Here is a 17,349-nt window from a genome sequence, read left to right on the forward strand (position 1 = left end):
CGTCCGGTGGGCCGCCGCCCTTGTCGACCGCCGGAGACACACGTGCCCAGCCCCTACAGCGCCCTCTTCGCCGCCCCAGGCACCAAGAGTTTCTCCGCGGCCGGGTTCCTCGGCCGGATGCCGCTGTCGATGATGGGCATCGGCGTGGTCACGATGGTGTCGCAGCTCACCGGGCGCTACGGGCTCGCGGGCGCGCTGTCGGCGACCATCGCGCTGTCGGCGGCGGTGGCCGGGCCGCAGGTGTCGCGGCTGGTCGATCTGCACGGGCAGCGCCGGGTGCTGCGCCCGGCCACGCTGATCGCGCTCGGCTCGGCGGCGCTGCTGCTGTTCGCGGCGCACTTCACCTGGCCGGACTGGACGCTCTTCGTGGCCTGTGTGGGCATCGGATGCGTGCCGAGCCTCGGCGCGATGGTGCGGGCCCGCTGGGCGGCGCTGTACCGGGGGACACCGCAGTTGCACACCGCGTACTCGTTCGAGTCCGTCATCGACGAGATGTGCTTCATCTTCGGCCCGATCATCTCCATCGGGCTGTCCACGGCCTGGTTCCCGGAGGCCGGGCCGCTGTTCGCCGCCTGCTTCCTGGCGATCGGGGTGTTCTGGCTGACCGCGCAGCAGGCCACCGAGCCCAAGCCGCACCCGCGCGAACAGCACACCGGGCGCACGGCCATGCGCTCCCACGGGCTTCAGGTGCTGGTGATCACCTTCGTGGCGACGGGTGCGATCTTCGGCTCGGTGGACGTGGTCAGCGTGGCCTTCGCCGAGGAGCAGGGGCACAAGAGCGCGGCGAGCCTGGTGCTCGCGGTGTACGCGGCCGGGTCCTGTCTCGCCGGTGTCGTCTTCGGCCTGATGCACTTCAAGGGGGCGCCCGAGCCCCGCTGGCTGCTGGGTGTCTGCGCGATGGCCGTGAGTATGATCCCCCTCCTACTGGTCGGAAACTTGCCGTTCCTGGCCGTGGCGCTGTTCTTCGCGGGTCTGTCCATCGCTCCGACGATGATCACGACGATGGCCCTCATCGAGCAGCACGTACCTCGTGCGCAGTTGACCGAGGGCATGACCTGGACGAGCACGGGGCTCGCGGTGGGTGTCGCGCTCGGCTCCTCCGCGGGCGGCTGGGTGATCGACGCCGCCGGCGCGCGCACCGGGTACGTGGTTCCGGCGGTGTCCGGGGCCGTCGCGGTCGCGGTCGGTTTCCTCGGGTACCGCCGGCTCAAGCGGCCGGCTCCGGGTCGGGGAGGCTCCCTTGGGCAGCACAGCGAGCACGAAGAACGGCACATGGCGTAACTGGGGCGGCAACGTCGTCGCCCGGCCCGCGCGGGAGGTCTCACCGGCCTCGGTGGACGAACTGGTCGCTGCCGTGCGTCAGGCCGCCGAGGACGGCCTGACGGTGAAGGCGGTGGGGAACGGGCACTCCTTCACTTCGATCGCCGCGACCCATGGATTGTTGATCCGCCCTCAACTGTTGACCGGCATACGCAATATTGATCGGGCCGCCGGGACGGTCACGGTGGAGGCGGGCACTCCGCTCAAGAGGCTCAACCTGGCGCTGGCCCGTGAGGGGCTGTCGCTGACCAACATGGGCGACATCATGGAGCAGACGGTCTCCGGCGCCACCAGCACCGGCACCCACGGCACCGGCCGCGAGTCGGCTTCCATAGCCGCCCAGATCACCGCCCTGGAACTGGTGACCGCCGACGGCTCGGTGCTCACCTGCTCCGCGAAGGAGAACCCCGACGTCTTCGCCGCCGCCCGGACCGGGCTCGGCGCACTGGGTGTCGTGACCGCGATCACCTTCGCCGTGGAGCCGATCTTCCTGCTCACCGCGCGCGAGGAACCGATGCCCCTCGCGCGCGTGCTGGGCGAGTTCGACCAGTTGTGGGCCGAGAACGAGCACTTCGAGTTCTACTGGTTCCCGCACACCGGCAACACCAACACCAAGCGCAACAACCGCAGCGCGGGCCCCTCGCGCCCCGTGGGTGCCGTGCCGGGCTGGGTGGAGGACGAACTGCTCTCCAACGGCCTCTTCCAGGTCGCCCAGTGGATCGGCCGCACCGCCCCCGCGACCGTCCCCGCCCTCGCCAAGGTCGCCAGCAAGGCCCTGTCCGCGCGCACTTACACGGACATCCCCTACAAGGTCTATACCTCCCCGCGCCGGGTGCGGTTCGTGGAGATGGAGTACGCCCTTCCGCGCGAGGCCGCCGTGGAGGCGCTGCGCGAGCTGAAGGCCATGGTGGAGCGCTCGCGCCTGCGGGTGAGTTTCCCGGTCGAGGTGCGTACCGCCCCCGCCGACGACATCGCCCTGTCGACCGCGTCGGGGCGGGACACCGCCTACCTCGCCGTGCACATGTTCCGGGGCACGCCCTACCGGTCGTACTTCACGGCCGCCGAGCGGATCTTCACCGCGTACGAGGGCCGGCCGCACTGGGGCAAGATCCACACCCGCGACGCCGCGTACCTCTCCGGGGTCTATCCGCGGTTCGGGGAGTTCACGGCGCTGCGGGACCGTCTTGACCCTGACCGGCTGTTCCAGAACGACTATCTCCGGAGGGTCCTGGGGCCGTAGGCGGCGTGCCGGGAGGCGTCCGGCCGGGAGTGCCGGGGTCGGGGCTCTGGCTGCCGGTGGGGTCGTCCTGCGAGGTGCTGGGGGTGGGGGCGGGGCTGCCGCCGGGGGTCTCGCCGTCGCCGCCCGGGGTGGCGCCGTCGGACGGGGCGGTGCCGGAGCCGCCGGGCCGGTCCTGGCTCGCGCCGGGCTCCGGGGACGTACCGGAGTCGTCGTCGCCGGGACGGGAATCGCCGGACTCCCCGGGGGCCTCGGGGTCGTCGGGATCCCTGGAGTCCCCGGAGTCCCCTTCCCCTGAGGACTTGCCTCCGCCGGTGAAGGCGTCGCCGACGGTCGTGCTGGTTCCGCCGCTGAGGTTCTCGCCCGAGGCCACCTCGTAGGCGGTGATGCCGCCCATGGTGATTCCGAAGACCACGGCCGCCGCGATCAGCGGGCCCCGCCAGCTCGTCCGCTTCACCTTCACCCGCGCGCGATAGACGGTCCCCGCGCTGAACTCCCCTGGCGGGGAGGGGGGCTGCGGGACCGCAGGGACAGCGGAGGCGGCAGAGGCGGCAGGGGTGGGGGAAACGGCAGGTACGGCGGGGGCCGCCGGGTCGGTGGGGTCCACGGGGCCGGCGGGGCCGACCGGCGGGACCGGGGCCGCCACCACGCGGATCTGTTCGCCGGTGCGGGTGAAGAAGTGCTGGAAGACCGAGCCGCCACAGGTGGCGACCACGCTGACGAGACCGGCGCCGAGGATGGTGCCGTACACCCCGAAGGACGAGGCGAGTTTGGCGGCCAGCACCGCGGCGATGGCACTGCCCGCGACCTGGGGCACGCTCAGATCGATCCGCTTCCGCTTCACCTCCCCCGCGTCCTCGGGGTCCTCCCGGTTCCCCCGGTTCTCCGGGTTCTCCGGGTTCTCCGGGTTCTCCGGGTTCTCCGGGTCCTGCGGGCTCCCCCGGTTCTCCGGCTCCTGCACGGCGTCGGGCCTCTCACGCATTCCGGGATCTTGCCTGCCTTTCCCGTACCTGGTCGGTCAGTTGTACGAGTGGGGGACGTCCCGGCGAAACCGATAGTTCCGTTTCCTGCGCTTCCGTGAGGTTCGCCACGTTCATGATCGTCAACGCCGTGCCGTGGCGGCCCGAACCGCCGCGCGGCGACCGATCGGGCACCCGTCGCCGGAAGTCGGGCGGCGTGCCCATCCACGCACATGGTCCAAATGGAGTACTGTTGCGAGCCCTGGGACCGGACTCCCTTCGGGGTGCCCGGGACCGTCAAGGACCGCCGGGAGGGGACTTGTTGCACAGGGTGACGGAGTTGGTCACTTAGCGTTGCAAAAAGGCAACCGTGCCATAACGGCGGCCCAGGGCCCGTGCCCGACACGCCGGGCAACTCGGCAAGGTTGTGGCAGGCTGCACCCGGGCAGGCCACACTCGACTAGCGGAAGCAGCGACGCAGGTGACGTCGGCAGGCACCACCCGGGAGGTCCCCATGCCCGAACTGCGTGTCGTGGCCGTCTCCAATGACGGCACACGACTGGTGCTCAAGGCTGCCGACGCGACGGAGTACACCCTTCCGATCGACGAGCGGCTGCGTGCCGCCGTGCGCGGCGACCGCCCCCGGCTCGGCCAGATCGAGATCGAGGTGGAGAGCCACCTCCGCCCCCGCGACATCCAGGCGCGTATACGAGCCGGCGCGACCGCGGAAGAAGTCGCGCAGATGGCAGGCATCCCCGTCGACCGCGTACGGCGGTTCGAGGGCCCTGTCCTGGCCGAGCGCGCCTTCATGGCCGAACGCGCCCGCAAGACGCCCGTACGCCGTCCCGGCGAGAACTCCGGACCGCTGCTCGGCGAGGCCGTGCAGGAGCGGCTGACGCTGCGCGGTGCCGACAAGGACACCGTCCAGTGGGACTCCTGGCGCCGCGACGACGGCACCTGGGAAGTGCTGCTCGTCTACCTGGTCGCGGGCGAACCCCACTCGGCGAGCTGGACCTACGACCCGCCGCGCCGTCTGGTGCAGGCCGTGGACGACGAGGCCCGCGCGCTGATCGGCGAGTCCGACGACCTCGGTACGCCCGAGCCCAGCTTCCCGTTCGTCCCGCGGATCGCCCGGCTGCCGCGCGACCGGCCCCTGGACCGGGGCACCGACCGCGAGCGCCCGAGCCTGCCCCCGCCGCCGCCCGAGCCCGTGGAGGAGCCGGTCGGTGAACGGGACTCGCTGACCAGCCTGTTGGAGGCCGTGCCGAGCTTTCGGGGCGACCTGGTGGTGCCGGAGCGGCCGACGGAGCCCGTCGAGGAACCCACGGACCCCGCGGAGACCGAGGAGCCCCCGGCACCCGCCGCCTCGGCCGGCTCGGCCTACGCCGATGTGCTCATGCCGCGTTCGGTGGGCAGCCACCGGGACCGGCTGGTCGGCGCGACCGACCGCCAGGCCGAGGCCGACGGCGTCCGCCCCGGCCGCCGCGCCGCGGTCCCGAGCTGGGACGAGATCGTGTTCGGCACCCGCCGCAAGAAACAGGACTGACCACACGTCAACAGGACTGACCACACGTCGACACGTATGAATCGATGCGCATGAATCAATGTGTATGAGTCAATGTGCGTTGAGCGGTGCTCATGGAGCACCAGGCGTTGAGTACACAGTTGAGTACGCAGTTGAGTGCGCATCAGTCCGTACATGATGGGTGAGGGCCCGTGCCGTGATCAGGTGCGGGCCCTCGTCATGTGGTGGTGGGCGCGGCTACTGCGGGTCGGGGCCCACGGCGACCGGGCGGTCCGGGTCCGAGGACCACTGCGACCAGGAGCCGACGTACAGCGCGGACGGGATGCCCGCGACCGCCAGGGCCAGCACCTCGTGGGCGCCGGAGACACCGGAGCCGCAGTACACGCCAACGTCGGTGCCCTCGGCCGCGCCCAGCGAGCGGAAGCGCTCCTTCAACTGGTCGGCGGGCAGGAAACGGCCGTCCTCGGCGACGTTCTGGGTGGTCGGCGCGGACACCGCGCCGGGGATGTGGCCGCCGACCCGGTCGATCGGCTCGACCTCGCCCCGGTACCGCTCCCCCGCGCGGGCGTCGAACAGCACCCCGGAACGGGCCAGCGCCGCCGCCCCGTCCGCGTCCAGCAGCCCCGGCGTTCCCCCGACCGGCTGGAAATCGCCCTCGGCGGGCTGCCGAACATCCGTCGAAAGAGGGCCTTCCCACGTGGGCAACCCGCCGTCGAGCACCCGCACGCTCGGGTGACCCGTCCAGCCGAGCAGCCACCACGCGCGGGCCGCCGCCCAGCCCTGGCCGCCGTCGTACACGACCACCGGGGTCCGCGCGGAGACGCCCGCCGCCCGCATGGCCGCGCCGAACACGGCCAGGTCCGGCAGCGGATGCCGGCCGCCCTCGCCGGGCGCCGACGCCAGGGCCCGGTCCAGATCGACGTAGACGGCGCCCGGGATGTGACCCGCGGCGTACGCGGCGCGGCCGTCGAAGGGCGGTTCGCCGGCGGCCTTGGCGACGCTGAGCTGCCAGCGGACGTCGAGCAGCACCGGCGGTGCGCCGCCCGCCAGTTCGTCGGCGAGTTCGGATGCGGAGATGATGGCGTTCATGGTCCCCATCCTCGCGTACGGGGTGGCCGTGGCGGGCGGGTCCGACTACTCTGCTCCGCCGGGCAGGACCGGTCACTTCACGTATGGGATCGGGCACATGCCGTGCAGTCGATCGACACCCCTGGGTCATGATGGGACAACGGACCGGACACCGCGCGGCGGATACGTACCGGACGGGCGCCCGGAACGGGGGGCGGCGAGCCCAGGACATCCGGGCTCGCGCGGGGTGCGAGCATCGGCACGGGATCCGGAGCACGGATGAGACGCGGCCACCAAGAGGGGCCGAGGAGAGAGTGACGATGACCGAGGCACGGGGCTCGGCCGGGCAGGCGCACGCCCGGTACGCGCCCGGCACGCCCTGCTGGGTGAGTCTGATGGTGCACGGCCTTGAGGCGACCCAGGACTTCTACCAGGGGCTGTTCGGCTGGGAGTTCCGTCAGGGCCCCCAGCATCTCGGCGCCTATGTACGGGCGCTGCTGGACGGGCGTGAGGTGGCGGGCATCGGCCGGCTGCCCGCGGACCGCAGGCTGCCGGTCGCCTGGACGCCGTATCTGGCGTCGGACGACGTGGACAGCACGGCCCATGTGGTGCGGCTGTCGGGCGGCACGATCGCGGTGGGGCCGCTGGACGCGGCGGACGCGGGCCGGATGGCGATCGGCTCGGACCCGGCCGGGGCCGTCTTCGGTATCTGGCAGGGCGCGGCCCACCCGGGCGCGGCGCTCGCCGGGGTGCCGGGGACGCCCGCGTGGAACGAACTGCGGACCTACGACTCGGTGGGGGTCGTCAAGTTCTACGCGACGGCCTTCGGTTACGAGCCGCAGCCCGCGGCGGCCGGTGGGGACGAGGGCAAGGGCGAGGGCGAGGGCAATGGCGACTATGTGACGCTGCTGGTCGAGGGGCGGCCGGTGGCCGGGATCCGGGGGGTGGGCAGCGCGCTGCCGCGGGACCGGGGGCCGCACTGGATGACGTACTTCGAGGTCGCCGACCCGGACGCGGCGGCCGAGCGGGTCCTGGAACTGGGCGGTCAGGTGCTGACGCCCGCGCGGGACGCCGAGCACGGGCGGGTCGCGCAGGTGTCGGATCCGGAGGGGGCGCGGTTCTCGCTGGTGCGGAGCGCGCGCTGAGCCGGTGGTGGGCAGTGGTGTGACGGCGTCGCGCGGTCAGTTCGACGGGACCGGCAGGACGTCCGGGGACAGGGCCGCCGCGTGGGCCGACGCGGCGGTCATCCGGCGCCGATGGTGACGGCGGCACAGCACCTCGTAGCCGACCTCGGCCGCCGGGTTGACGTCGCCCACGACGACCTGGGCGCCCTCGACGACCATCTCGCCGCCTATGGTGCGCGCGTTGTGGGTGGCGCGCGCACCGCACCAGCACAGGGCCTCGACCTGGAGCACCTCCACCCGGTCGGCGAGTTCCACCAGCCGCTGGGAGCCGGGGAAGAGCTTGCTGCGGAAGTCGGTGGTGATGCCGAAGGCGTAGACGTCCAGGCCGAGATCGTCCACCGCGCGGGCGAGTTGGTCGATCTGGTCGGGGGCGAGGAACTGCGCCTCGTCGGCGATGACATAGTCCGCGCGTCCGCCCTGGGAGAGGTGGTCGACCAGATACGCGTACAGGTCCAGGCCGTCGGGGACCTCGACGGCGTCGGTGACCAGGCCGAGGCGGGAGGAGAGCTTGCCCTCGCCCGCGCGGTCGTCCCGGGTGAAGATCATGCCCTGGAGTCCGCGCGCGGAGCGGTTGTGCTCGATCTGGAGGGCGAGCGTCGACTTCCCGCAGTCCATCGTTCCGGAGAAGAAGACCAGCTCGGGCATGGAGAGTCGCGCACCTTTCGGACAGGGGGTTCGTCTGCGGCGGGGGTCGGGCTGCGGGGCCGCGGGCCGGTCAGGAGCGTACTTCGAGCAGGGGGACGAACTGCTCGGCGGGGGTCATCGAGCCATGGTTGCCGACCATGGCCGACTCCTTGGGCTCGCGTTCCGAGGCGATGATCAGGACGTCGTCGCGGGCGGCGGCGATCACATCGCCGAGCCGGTCGTGGACGCGCGGGTCGATCCGCGGGCCGAACCAGCCCGCGTCGACGGCCTCCGCGCGCGAGGCGACCCAGAAGTGCTCGCCGAGGACCTCGCGCCAGCAGGTGAGTACGTCGTTCTCCGCGCCCGGGACCGCGTAGACGTGGCGGGCGCGGCCCTCGCCGCCGAGCAGGGCGACTCCGGCGCGCAGTTCCCAGTCGAGGTCGAAGTCGAAGCGGTGCTCGTCGTCGAAGGGGATGTCGAGCATGCCGTGGTCGGCGGTGACGTAGAGGGCGCTGCGCGGCGGGAGTTGCTCGGCGAGGCGCTGGACGAGCCGGTCGACGTACATGAGCTGTCCGCGCCAGGTGTCGGAGGCGACTCCGTAGCGGTGGCCGGCGCCGTCGAGTTCGGCGTAGTACGTGTAGACCAGGGAGCGGTCGCCTGCGGCCAGTTGCCGGGCCGCGAGGTCCATGCGCTCCTCGCCGGTCAGCCGGCCGTGGAAGGTGCCGCCGCTGAGGGCGACCTTCGTCAGCGGGGTGTTCTGGAAGGCGGGCGCGGAGACCTGCGCGGCGTGCACACCCGCGGCGGAGGCCCGCTCGAAGACGGTGGGGTACGGCTGCCAGACGGCGGGCTCGGTCCAGGGCTGCCAGCGCAGCTGGTTCATCAGGTCGCCGGTGGCCGGATTGCGTACGACGTAGCCGGGCAGTCCGTGTGCGCCGGGCGGCAGGCCGGTGCCGACGGAGGCCAGGGAGGTGGCGGTGGTCGCGGGGTAGCCGGTGGTGAGGGGGGTGCCGGTGCCGCCGCGGGAGCTGCCGAGGAGCGAGGTGAGGTACGGGGCCTCGTCGGGGTGGGCCCTGAGCTGCTCCCAGCCGAGGCCGTCGATCAGGAAGACGCAGACCCGGTCGGCGGGGGTCAGCTCGCTGATCGTCGCGGTCATGCCGGGGACGCCCAGACCGGCGGCGAGGGTCGGCAGCAGATCGGCGAGGGAGCCGGTGCCGTAGGCGGGGCGGGGGGCGGAGTCGACCGCGAGGGGCTCGATGGGGTCGTCCCAGCCGACGGGCGCCGCCATCAGCGGGTGACGCCCGCGGTCGCCTCGGAGATGGCCTGGGCGAAGGCGAGGGCCTCACGGACGGTCTCCGGGCCGTCACCGGCCTCGCTGACCCGGAGGCTGAGGTCGTCGGCGGTGGAGCTGCCCCTGTAGCCGTGGTCCGCCTCGCAGTTCGGGTCGCCGCAGGCGGCGGGCTCCAGGTCGATACGGGAGACGGCGCCCCAGCCGATGGTGAGCACGATCTCGCGCGGCAGGGTCCCGGGCGCGTACGACTCCGGGTTGGCGACGACCCGGCTGACCACGACCGATGAGATCCGGCCGAGCTTGACCGACTCGGTCGAGGTGGTGGCGTAGGGGGTCGGGGAGGTGGTGTCGGCGGCCTGCTCGTCGGTGTGGCTGACGATGAAGCGGTTGTCCGTGAGGACCAGCACGGTGACGTGCCGGCGGACCTCGTTCTGATCGAACGTCGTCTCCTGGTGGACCAGGTACGACCGGACGGGCTCGCCGCCCACGGCGGCCTCCACCGCCTCGGCCACGAGGGCCGGGTAGTAGCCGCTGCGCTCGATCGCCGCTCGCAGCCCCTGGGTCGTCGTACTGGTCTTGGCCATGCCGTCCATCCTAATCCCCGGGTGGAGCCGGTCCGGCCCAGTCAGGCCGAAGGCAGGGGTTCGAACACGGGGGGTGCGCGTCGGTCAGTACACCGGCAGGGTCCGGGGCCCCAGGTCGTCCCGGGCGGGGGGCGGGGCCAGGCGGACCGAGGCGCCGAGGACGGTGAGGCCGGTGGGGGCGACGACGACGGGTTCCAGGGTGACCGCGACGACCTCGGGGTGGTCGTCCACCAGACGGGAGACGCGGAGCAGCAGTTCCTCCAGGGCCGGGGTGTCCACCGGGGCCGAGCCGCGCCAGCCGAACAGGAGGGGGGCGGTGCGGATCGAGCGGATCAGGGAGGTCGCCTCGCGGTCGGTGACCGGGATCAGCCGGTGCGCGGTGTCGCCGAGGAGCTGCGAGGCCGCCCCGGCCAGCCCGAACGACAGCACCGCGCCCGCGGCCGGGTCGATGACCGCCCGCACGACCGTGTCCACCCCGCGCGGTGCCATGCCCTGCACCACCGGCCGTAGCTGCTCCGGCTTCCCGAACAGCTCGCTCAGCTCGGTGTACGCCCTCAGCAGCTGCTCCTCGTCCGCGAGGTCCAGGCGTACGCCGCCCAGGTCGGCACGGTGCCGCAGATGCGGGGCGGTGGCCTTGAGGGCGACCGGGTAACCGAGGGTGCGCGCGGCGGCGACGGCCTGCTCGGCGGTGGGCGCGGGCAGGGCGCGCTGCACCGCTATGCCGTACTTCCCGAGCAGCTCGCCCGTCTCCTCCGGGCCGATCGTAAGGCCCTGTCCGCGCGCGAGGAGCCCGTCGATCAGCCGGGCGGCGGGCTTCTCCTCGATGTCCTCGTACTCGGGCACCCGGCCGGGATCGGCCGCCTCCCGCCGCCACTGCCCGTAGCGCACGGCTTCGGCGAGCGCGCGGACCGCGCGTTCTGCGGCGGGGTAGGCGGGGATGGGGTGGTCGGTGGCGGGGGGTCGTTCTTCGGAGGGTGGTTCTTCGGAGAGTGGTTCGTCTGAGGGTGGTTCGTCTGAGGGTGGTTCGCCGGCGGGCGGCTGTGGGGCGGGGGCCTGTGGGGCGGGGCTCTTCGGGGCGGGGCTGGGGCTCTGGGGGCCGGGGCTTTGCGGGCCGGGGCTCTGGGGGTCGGGGCTCTGGGGGTCGGGCAGGGGCGTGGTGGAGGGCTTCCGGTGGGGTGCGGGTGGTGTGTCCGCTCGCGGGGCGGTGCTGGTGGCCGCCGACAGGGCCTCCGCGAGGCCGCCCAGCTCCACATGGACCACGAGCACCGGCTTGGCCGGGGCTCCGGCGGCGGCCGTGCGCAGCGCCTGGGCGAGGGCCGTGTCGCCCGCCGGGGCGCTCTCGCCGATCGCCGGGATCGCCGTGACCACGACCGCGTCGCAGGTGTCGTCGGCCAGGGCGTGGGCCAAGGCCCGGCGGAAGTCGTCCGGGGACGCGGCCGTCGTGAGGTCGAGGGGCGGCATCGGGCGCAGCCCCTCGGAGAGGCAGGCGTCGTACGTGAGCAGACCGAGGGACTCGGAGTTGCCGAGGATCGCCACGCGCGGCCCGGCGGGCAGCGGCTGGCGCGCGAGGAGCAGACCGGTGTCGACCAGTTCGGTGATCGTGTCGACCCGGATCACCCCGGCCTGCCGCAGCAGCGCGGACACCGTGTCGTGGGGCAGCCGGGTGGCCCGTACGGCATGGCCCTGGGGCGCGGCGCCCCCGTGCCGGGTGCCCTGCACCACCACGAGCGGCTTGGCCGCGGCGGTACGGCGCGCGAGGCGGGTGAACTTGCGCGGATTGCCGATGGACTCCAGGTACATGAGGGCGACGTCGGTGTCGGGGTCGTCGTACCAGTACTGGAGGACGTCGTTGCCGGAGACGTCCGCGCGGTTGCCCGACGACACGAAGGTGGACACGCCCGTGTCGCCGGTGACGCCGCCGCCGCGCCGTTGCAGCCGGGAGAGCAGGGCGATGCCGATGGCGCCGGACTGGGCGAACAGCCCGATGCGGCCGGGGCGCGGCATCTCGGGTGCCAGGGAGGCGTTCAGCCGGACGTCGGGTGAGGTGTTGACGATCCCGAACGCGTTGGGGCCGATGAGCCGCATGCCGTACACGCGCGCGTGCCGGACGAGTTCACGCTGACGGGCCTTGCCGTCCGGTCCGCTCTCCGCGTACCCGGCGGAGATCACCACGAGCCCCTGCACGCCGTGCTCGCCGCACTCGGTGACGACCTCGGGCACCTGCTCGGCGGGCACGGTCACCACGGCGAGGTCGACGTCGCCGTCGATCTCCCGCACCGAGCGGTGGGCGGGGACGCCGTCGATGCGCTCCTGCCCTTCGGGGAAGGCCCGGTTGACGGCGTGCAGACGGCCGGTGAAGCCGGCCTCGCGGAGGTTGGCGAGGATGCTGCGGCCCACTCCCCCGGGCGCCCGCCCGACGCCGATGACGGCGACCGACCCGGGCCCCAGCAGCCGCCGTACCGAGCGGGCCTCGGCGCGCTGCTCCCGCGCGCGTTGCACCGCGAGGGAGCGGTCGGTGGGTTCGAGATCGAACTCCAGGCGTACGACGCCGTCCTCGAAGCTGCGCTTCTGGGTGTACCCGGCGTCCGTGAACACCTTGATCATCTTGGTGTTGGCGGGCAGCACCTCGGCGGTGAACCGGCGGATGCCGCGCTCGCGCGCGACGGCGGCGATGTGTTCGAGGAGCGCGGAGGCGACCCCCCGGCCCTGGTGCGCGTCCTGCACCAGGAAGGCGACCTCGGCCTCGTCGGCGGGGGCGGAGGCGGGCATCCCGTCGGCGCCGACACGGTCGTAGCGGACGGTGGCGATGAACTCGCCGCCGACGGTGGCCGCGAGCCCCACCCGGTCCACGAAGTCGTGGTGGGTGAAGCGGTGGACGTCCTTGGCGGAGAGCCTCGGGTAAGGCGCGAAGAAGCGGTAGTACTTCGACTCGTCCGAGACCTGCTCGTAGAAGCTGACCAGGCGGTCGGCGTCATCGACGGTGATGGGCCTGACGCGCGCGGTGCCGCCGTCGCGCAGCACGACGTCCGCCTCCCAGTGGGCGGGGTACTCGTGCCGGTCCTGCCGGTCCGCCGACGTCTGCATGGGCCCCAGAGTACGGCTCGCCTACGACAACGGCGCGAGGCCGTCCGGGGGGACGGCGGCGGGCCTGTGGGGTTCGTGGGCGGGGGGTGGTGTCGGTGCCGATGCCGGGGGGCAGGGCCAGGGAGCGATGGGGCCGAGCGGGCCGTGGTCCGGGGGGTCGCCGGGGCCCCCGGACGTACGCTCCTGGCACGCCCCACGATATGGAACACTGGTCTAGACAACCCGAGCACACTGAAGGGCAGCATCGCATGGCTGAGCGCCGCGTCAACGTCGGCTGGGCCGAGGGTCTCCACGCCCGCCCCGCCTCCATCTTCGTCCGGGCCGCCACGGCTTCCGGGGTTCCCGTGACGATCGCCAAGGCCGACGGCGACCCCGTCAACGCGGCCTCCATGCTGGCCGTGCTCGGCCTGGGCGCCAAGGGTGGCGAGGAGGTCGTCCTGGCCTCCGCCGCCGAGGGCGCCGACGCGGCCCTCGACCGCCTGGCCAAGCTGGTCTCGGAAGGGCTTGAGGAGCTTCCCGAGACCGTCTGAAACGGTCCGCACGTCCGCCCCCGCGCACGACGGGCGGCGGCAGCGGACGCCGAAGCCGCGTCGCCCCAGCCGGCGACGCGGCTTTGTTGTGTATTCACCCGGCACGCGTCGGCCGGGTTTCCCGCCCCTACCGATCCACGGCTCGCGTCATAAAGTCCGCGCCGCGCATAAGCAAGGTCACGGCACGCCGGAAAAGGGCAACCGAAATAGCCGCCCTCGAATTCCCTCTTCTTTGTATACGGCGCTTTTGTTAAAGCCGCTGGCCCGTCATGTTTACGGGAGGTTGCGAAGTCCTCACACGGTCCTGGCTGCCGCCGGGGAAGCGGAGGCGGTGGGCGGACGTGGTGCGCTCGGCGTGCAGCGCGGTGAGGGCCCGCGCGCGTTCGGCGTCCCCGCGCGTGACGGCGTCCACGATGGCGCCGTGCTCGGCCCAGGACTCGTGGGGCGCGGCCGGCACCTCCACGGCGTACATCCAGGCGATCTTGTGCCGGAGCTGGGTGAGCATCGCGACCAGGGAGGGGCTGCCGGACGACTGGGCCAGGGTCTCGTGGAACCAGCTCCCCAGGGAGCGCAGATCGTCACTGCTGCCCCTGCGGGTCCGTTCCTGGCCGAGCCGGACCAAGCCGCGCAGCACCTTCAGATGGGCCTCCGTACGCCGCTGTGCGGCCCGCGCGGCGGCGAGGGGCTCCAGGAGCGCCCGCATCTCCAGCAGGTCGGCGGCCTCCTGCTCGGTGGGTTCCGCCACGCACGCGCCCGCGTGGCGCCGGGTGACGACGAAGCCCTCGGCCTCCAGGGTGCGCAGGGCCTCACGGACGGGGACGCGGGAGACGCCGTAGCGGCGGGCGAGGACTTCCTCGGTGAGCCGGGCGCCGCGTTCGTAGACACCGGCGATGATGTCGTCCCGGATCGCCGTGCACACCGAGTGCGCCGGAATACGCATGACCGACCTCCGCCTTAATCACCGCGAAAACTCCCACGATCGACGTGTGGACAGTGACTCTATTGCAATGAGCCGGAATTTCCGATGGCGGGCCGGATTCCGGGGATATTTTTTGGACAGGGCGGCTGTCCGAAACGGCAAAAGCCCCGGCTCGGGGAGCCGGGGCTTTTGTCACACCGTGCAGGCGCGCGAAGAGGTGGAACGTCAGAACGCCACGCCGTCAGAGGGCCGAGGCCGTCAGAGGGAGACGCCGCGCGCGCGGAGGTAGGACAGCGGGTCGATGTCGGAGCCGTACTCGGAGGTGCTGCGGGCCTCGAAGTGCAGGTGCGCCCCGGTGACGTTGCCGGTGTCACCGGCCAGGCCGATCTGCTGGCCCGGCTCGACGACCTGCCCGGCCGACACGCTGATCGAGGAGAGGTGCGCGTACTGGGTGTACGTGCCGTCATTCATCTTGATCACGACTTGATTGCCGTACGCGTTGCCCCAGCCGGCCTCGACCACGGTGCCGGAGCCGACGGACTGGATGACGGTGCCCACGGAGGCGTGGAAGTCGATGCCGGTGTGGCTGCCGGAGGACCACAGGCCGCTGTTGGCCTGGTAGCTGGTCGACACGTACGAGCCGCCGACCGGGGAGACGAAACGGTTCAGGCGCTCGCGCTCGGCCTCGCGGGCGGCGCGCTCCTCGGCCTCGCGCTCCCTCTCGGCCTGCTCCACGGCCCGCTTCTTGGCCTCGGCCTGGGCCTTCTTGCGGGCCTCGGCCTCGGCTTTCACCCGGGCGGCTTCCATCTGGGCCGACGCCTGGGCGTCGATCTGCTCGGCGACCGAGTCGTCGATGCTGATGACGGGCGACAGACCGGGCTGCTGGGCGGGCTGTCCCGCGGCCAGTGCCGGGGCGGCGAAGGTGCCGACGACCCCGGTGGTGGTGAGGGCCGCGACCCCGGCCGCGCGGGCGGTGGTGCTCTGCAGACGGGTGGGTCGCCGGTGCTTCCCGGTGGCGCGAGTGAACGCCATGAAGTGGCTGGTCCTTTCCTTCCCTCTCGCCTACCGGGTTAGCTGACGGGTTCGGAGCAGGAAGGTCTCCTACGGACCCCCTCGCTCACGCGCGGGCGTCCGATTCACCCCAGGGACTGCGATGGGTCCCCGGCTCCCCTTTGGCTCGCGCCTCAGGGACTCGGCGATGGCTGTCCGGTGCCGCGGATGCGGCGCGCTGCATGACGAACAGCCGGGATGACGCTAAGGCGGCGATCATTCGAACCCCAAACAGATCCGCGTTTTTGTTGCGTACGCCACAGTGCAGACAGGCAACCTCTCCCCCAATTCGGACACCTCGCGGGCCGCTTCGGGCCCGGTTCGCGTTCGACTCGGGTTCGACTCGCGCCCGACTCATGCTCGTCCCGGGCTCGTTCCCGGGCTCGTTCCCGGGCTCCTCTCAGGCACGTGCCAGGTTCCTCTCGGGCTCCTCTCGGGCTCGTCTCTGGACGCCTCAGAACGCCTCTGGGCGCCTCAGGACGCTTCGGAGTACGACGCGAGGGCCCCGGGTGGCGTCTCCCGCCACCCGGGGCCCTCGCACGCGCGTACGGCATGTCGGCCGCCGTCCGAGCGACCGCCCTGCCGGGCGGCCCGCCCGGTCGCCTACTCGGCGGCCACGACGGTGACTTGACCGATCCCGAGAGCCTCGACGGGCTCCTTGATCTGAGCGGCGTCACCCACGAGGATCGTCACCAGACGGTCCACGGGGAAGGCGTTGACCACGGCCGCCGTGGCCTCCACCGTGCCGGTGGCCGCGAGCTGCTGATAGAGCGTCGCCTGGAAGTCGTCGGGCAGGTGCTGCTCGACCTGGTCCGCCAGCGTGCCCGCGACCGCCGCTGCGGTCTCGTACTTGAGCGGCGCCACACCCACCAGGTTCTGCACGGCGACGTCCCGCTCGGCGTCGGTCAGGCCCTCCGCCGCGAGCGTGCGCAGCACCGTCCACAGGTCGTCCAGGGCCGGTCCGGTGTTCGGCGTGTCGACCGAGCCGCTGATGGCGAGCATGGAGACGCCCGTGCCGTCGGGAGCGGACCGCAGGACCTGCCCGAACGCCCGGATCCCGTACGTGTAGCCCTTCTCCTCGCGCAGGACCCGGTCCAGGCGCGAGGTGAGCGTGCCGCCCAGGCAGTACGTGCCGAGCACTTGGGCGGGCCAGACACGGTCGTGCCGGTCGGATCCGACGCGGCCGATGAGCAGCTGGGTCTGCACGGCCCCGGGCCGGTCCACGATGACGATCCGGCCGGTGTCGTCGGCGCCGACCGACGGCACCGGGCGCGGCGCGGCAGAGGAGCCCGTCCAGGCGCCCAGCGTGTCCCCGAGCAGCGTGTCGAGGTCGACACCGGTCAGATCGCCGACGACCACGACGGTGCCGGTCGCGGGACGCACATGCTTCTCGTAGAAGGCGCGTACGGCGGCGGAGTCGATGCCGGAAACCGTGTCCTCGGTGCCCTGGCGCGGGCGGGACATGCGCGAGGTGGGCGGGAACAGCTCCTTGGACAGCTCCTTGGCCGCCCGGCGCGAGGGGTTGGCCAGCTCGTGCGGGATCTCGTCCAGGCGGTTGCGCACCAGCCGCTCGACCTCGCTGTCCGCGAACGCGGGCGCGCGCAGGGCGTCGGCGAGCAGCGCGAGGGCCTTCGCCAGCCGGGAGGCCGGGACTTCCAGGCTGAGGCGTACGCCGGGGTGGTCGGCGTGCGCGTCCAGGGTGGCGCCGCAGCGCTCCAGCTCGGCGGCGAACTCCTCGGCGGAGTGCTTGTCGGTGCCCTCGGAGAACGCGCGGGCCATGATCGTGGCCACCCCGTCCAGACCGGCCGGCTCGGCGTCCAGCGGGGCGTCCAGCAGCACCTCGACGGCGACGACCTGCTGGCCGGGGCGGTGACAGCGCAGCACCGTAAGACCGTTGCCGAGCGCTCCGCGCGCGGGCGCGGGGAAAGCCCAGGGGCGGGCGTCACCGGCCTGCGGCTGGGGGTGGAACTCCATCTG

The 17,349-nt window shown here is 72.7% G+C and carries 14 protein-coding genes and 1 riboswitch; of the genes, 5 read left to right on the forward strand and 9 right to left on the reverse strand.

Annotated features, from left to right (window positions below):
• Positions 1–42: 42 nt before the first annotated feature.
• A complete protein-coding gene (locus tag ACIQNG_RS34480; RefSeq protein WP_401425416.1) occupies positions 43–1,281 on the forward strand; it encodes an MFS transporter in 1,239 nt (412 codons plus the stop codon).
• Positions 1,241–2,560: a D-arabinono-1,4-lactone oxidase gene (locus ACIQNG_RS34485; protein WP_401490631.1), complete on the forward strand. Its 1,320-nt coding sequence runs from the start codon at positions 1,241–1,243 to the stop codon at positions 2,558–2,560. Before ACIQNG_RS34480 ends, ACIQNG_RS34485 begins: the two co-directional genes overlap by 41 nt.
• On the opposite strand, the gene ACIQNG_RS34490 is transcribed toward ACIQNG_RS34485, so the two are convergent.
• Positions 2,484–3,374 carry a hypothetical protein gene (locus ACIQNG_RS34490; RefSeq protein ID WP_401490679.1) on the reverse strand — a complete coding sequence of 297 codons (891 nt, stop codon included), beginning with the start codon at positions 3,372–3,374 and terminating at the stop codon, positions 2,484–2,486. The two genes, ACIQNG_RS34485 and ACIQNG_RS34490, sit on opposite strands and share 77 nt — an antisense overlap.
• Before the next feature lie 656 nt (positions 3,375–4,030).
• Here ACIQNG_RS34490 and sepH point away from each other — a divergent pair.
• A complete protein-coding gene (gene sepH / locus ACIQNG_RS34495; RefSeq protein WP_401490633.1) occupies positions 4,031–5,062 on the forward strand; it encodes a septation protein SepH in 1,032 nt (343 codons plus the stop codon).
• A 216-nt stretch (positions 5,063–5,278) separates the two neighbouring features.
• Here sepH and ACIQNG_RS34500 read toward each other — a convergent pair whose 3' ends face one another.
• The gene (locus tag ACIQNG_RS34500; RefSeq protein ID WP_401490635.1) at positions 5,279–6,130 is read right to left on the reverse strand and encodes a sulfurtransferase; all 852 of its coding nucleotides are present in this window, start codon (positions 6,128–6,130) and stop codon (positions 5,279–5,281) included.
• Between the two features lie 299 nt (positions 6,131–6,429).
• Here ACIQNG_RS34500 and ACIQNG_RS34505 point away from each other — a divergent pair, with 299 nt between their 5' ends.
• Entirely contained in the window at positions 6,430–7,254 is an 825-nt protein-coding gene (locus ACIQNG_RS34505; RefSeq protein WP_401490637.1) for a VOC family protein, read from the forward strand.
• A gap of 36 nt (positions 7,255–7,290) precedes the next feature.
• Here ACIQNG_RS34505 and ACIQNG_RS34510 read toward each other — a convergent pair whose 3' ends face one another.
• The 4 genes from ACIQNG_RS34510 to ACIQNG_RS34525 all read right to left on the reverse strand — a co-directional run bounded on the left by ACIQNG_RS34510 (position 7,291) and on the right by ACIQNG_RS34525 (position 12,873).
• Positions 7,291–7,938: a thymidine kinase gene (locus ACIQNG_RS34510; protein WP_401425404.1), complete on the reverse strand. Its 648-nt coding sequence runs from the start codon at positions 7,936–7,938 to the stop codon at positions 7,291–7,293.
• Between the two features lie 70 nt (positions 7,939–8,008).
• Positions 8,009–9,202 carry an alkaline phosphatase family protein gene (locus ACIQNG_RS34515; protein WP_401490639.1) on the reverse strand — a complete coding sequence of 398 codons (1,194 nt, stop codon included), beginning with the start codon at positions 9,200–9,202 and terminating at the stop codon, positions 8,009–8,011.
• Positions 9,202–9,798 carry a DUF5998 family protein gene (locus ACIQNG_RS34520; protein WP_401490641.1) on the reverse strand — a complete coding sequence of 199 codons (597 nt, stop codon included), beginning with the start codon at positions 9,796–9,798 and terminating at the stop codon, positions 9,202–9,204. The genes ACIQNG_RS34515 and ACIQNG_RS34520 overlap by 1 nt, the downstream gene beginning before the upstream one ends.
• Before the next feature lie 75 nt (positions 9,799–9,873).
• Entirely contained in the window at positions 9,874–12,873 is a 3,000-nt protein-coding gene (locus tag ACIQNG_RS34525) for a GNAT family N-acetyltransferase (protein ID WP_401490643.1), read from the reverse strand.
• A gap of 248 nt (positions 12,874–13,121) precedes the next feature.
• Between ACIQNG_RS34525 and ACIQNG_RS34530 the strand changes: the two genes are divergently transcribed.
• The gene (locus ACIQNG_RS34530) at positions 13,122–13,403 is read left to right on the forward strand and encodes an HPr family phosphocarrier protein (RefSeq protein WP_401425396.1); all 282 of its coding nucleotides are present in this window, start codon (positions 13,122–13,124) and stop codon (positions 13,401–13,403) included.
• 250 nt (positions 13,404–13,653) lie between these two features.
• Here ACIQNG_RS34530 and ACIQNG_RS34535 read toward each other — a convergent pair whose 3' ends face one another.
• The 3 genes from ACIQNG_RS34535 to ACIQNG_RS34545 form a co-directional block, all read right to left on the reverse strand.
• Positions 13,654–14,343 carry a GntR family transcriptional regulator gene (locus tag ACIQNG_RS34535; RefSeq protein WP_401490645.1) on the reverse strand — a complete coding sequence of 230 codons (690 nt, stop codon included), beginning with the start codon at positions 14,341–14,343 and terminating at the stop codon, positions 13,654–13,656.
• Positions 14,344–14,580: 237 nt separating this feature from the next.
• A complete protein-coding gene (locus ACIQNG_RS34540; RefSeq protein WP_401425392.1) occupies positions 14,581–15,354 on the reverse strand; it encodes a M23 family metallopeptidase in 774 nt (257 codons plus the stop codon).
• Between the two features lie 12 nt (positions 15,355–15,366).
• Positions 15,367–15,530, reverse strand: a riboswitch (cyclic di-AMP (ydaO/yuaA leader).
• A gap of 445 nt (positions 15,531–15,975) precedes the next feature.
• On the reverse strand, positions 15,976–17,346 hold the full coding sequence (locus ACIQNG_RS34545; protein ID WP_401490681.1) for a M16 family metallopeptidase: 1,371 nt from the start codon (positions 17,344–17,346) through the stop codon (positions 15,976–15,978).
• Positions 17,347–17,349 lie beyond the last annotated feature (3 nt).

This window comes from Streptomyces sp. NPDC091377 (assembly GCF_044757045.1).
Classification (GTDB): Bacteria; Actinomycetota; Actinomycetes; order Streptomycetales; family Streptomycetaceae; genus Streptomyces.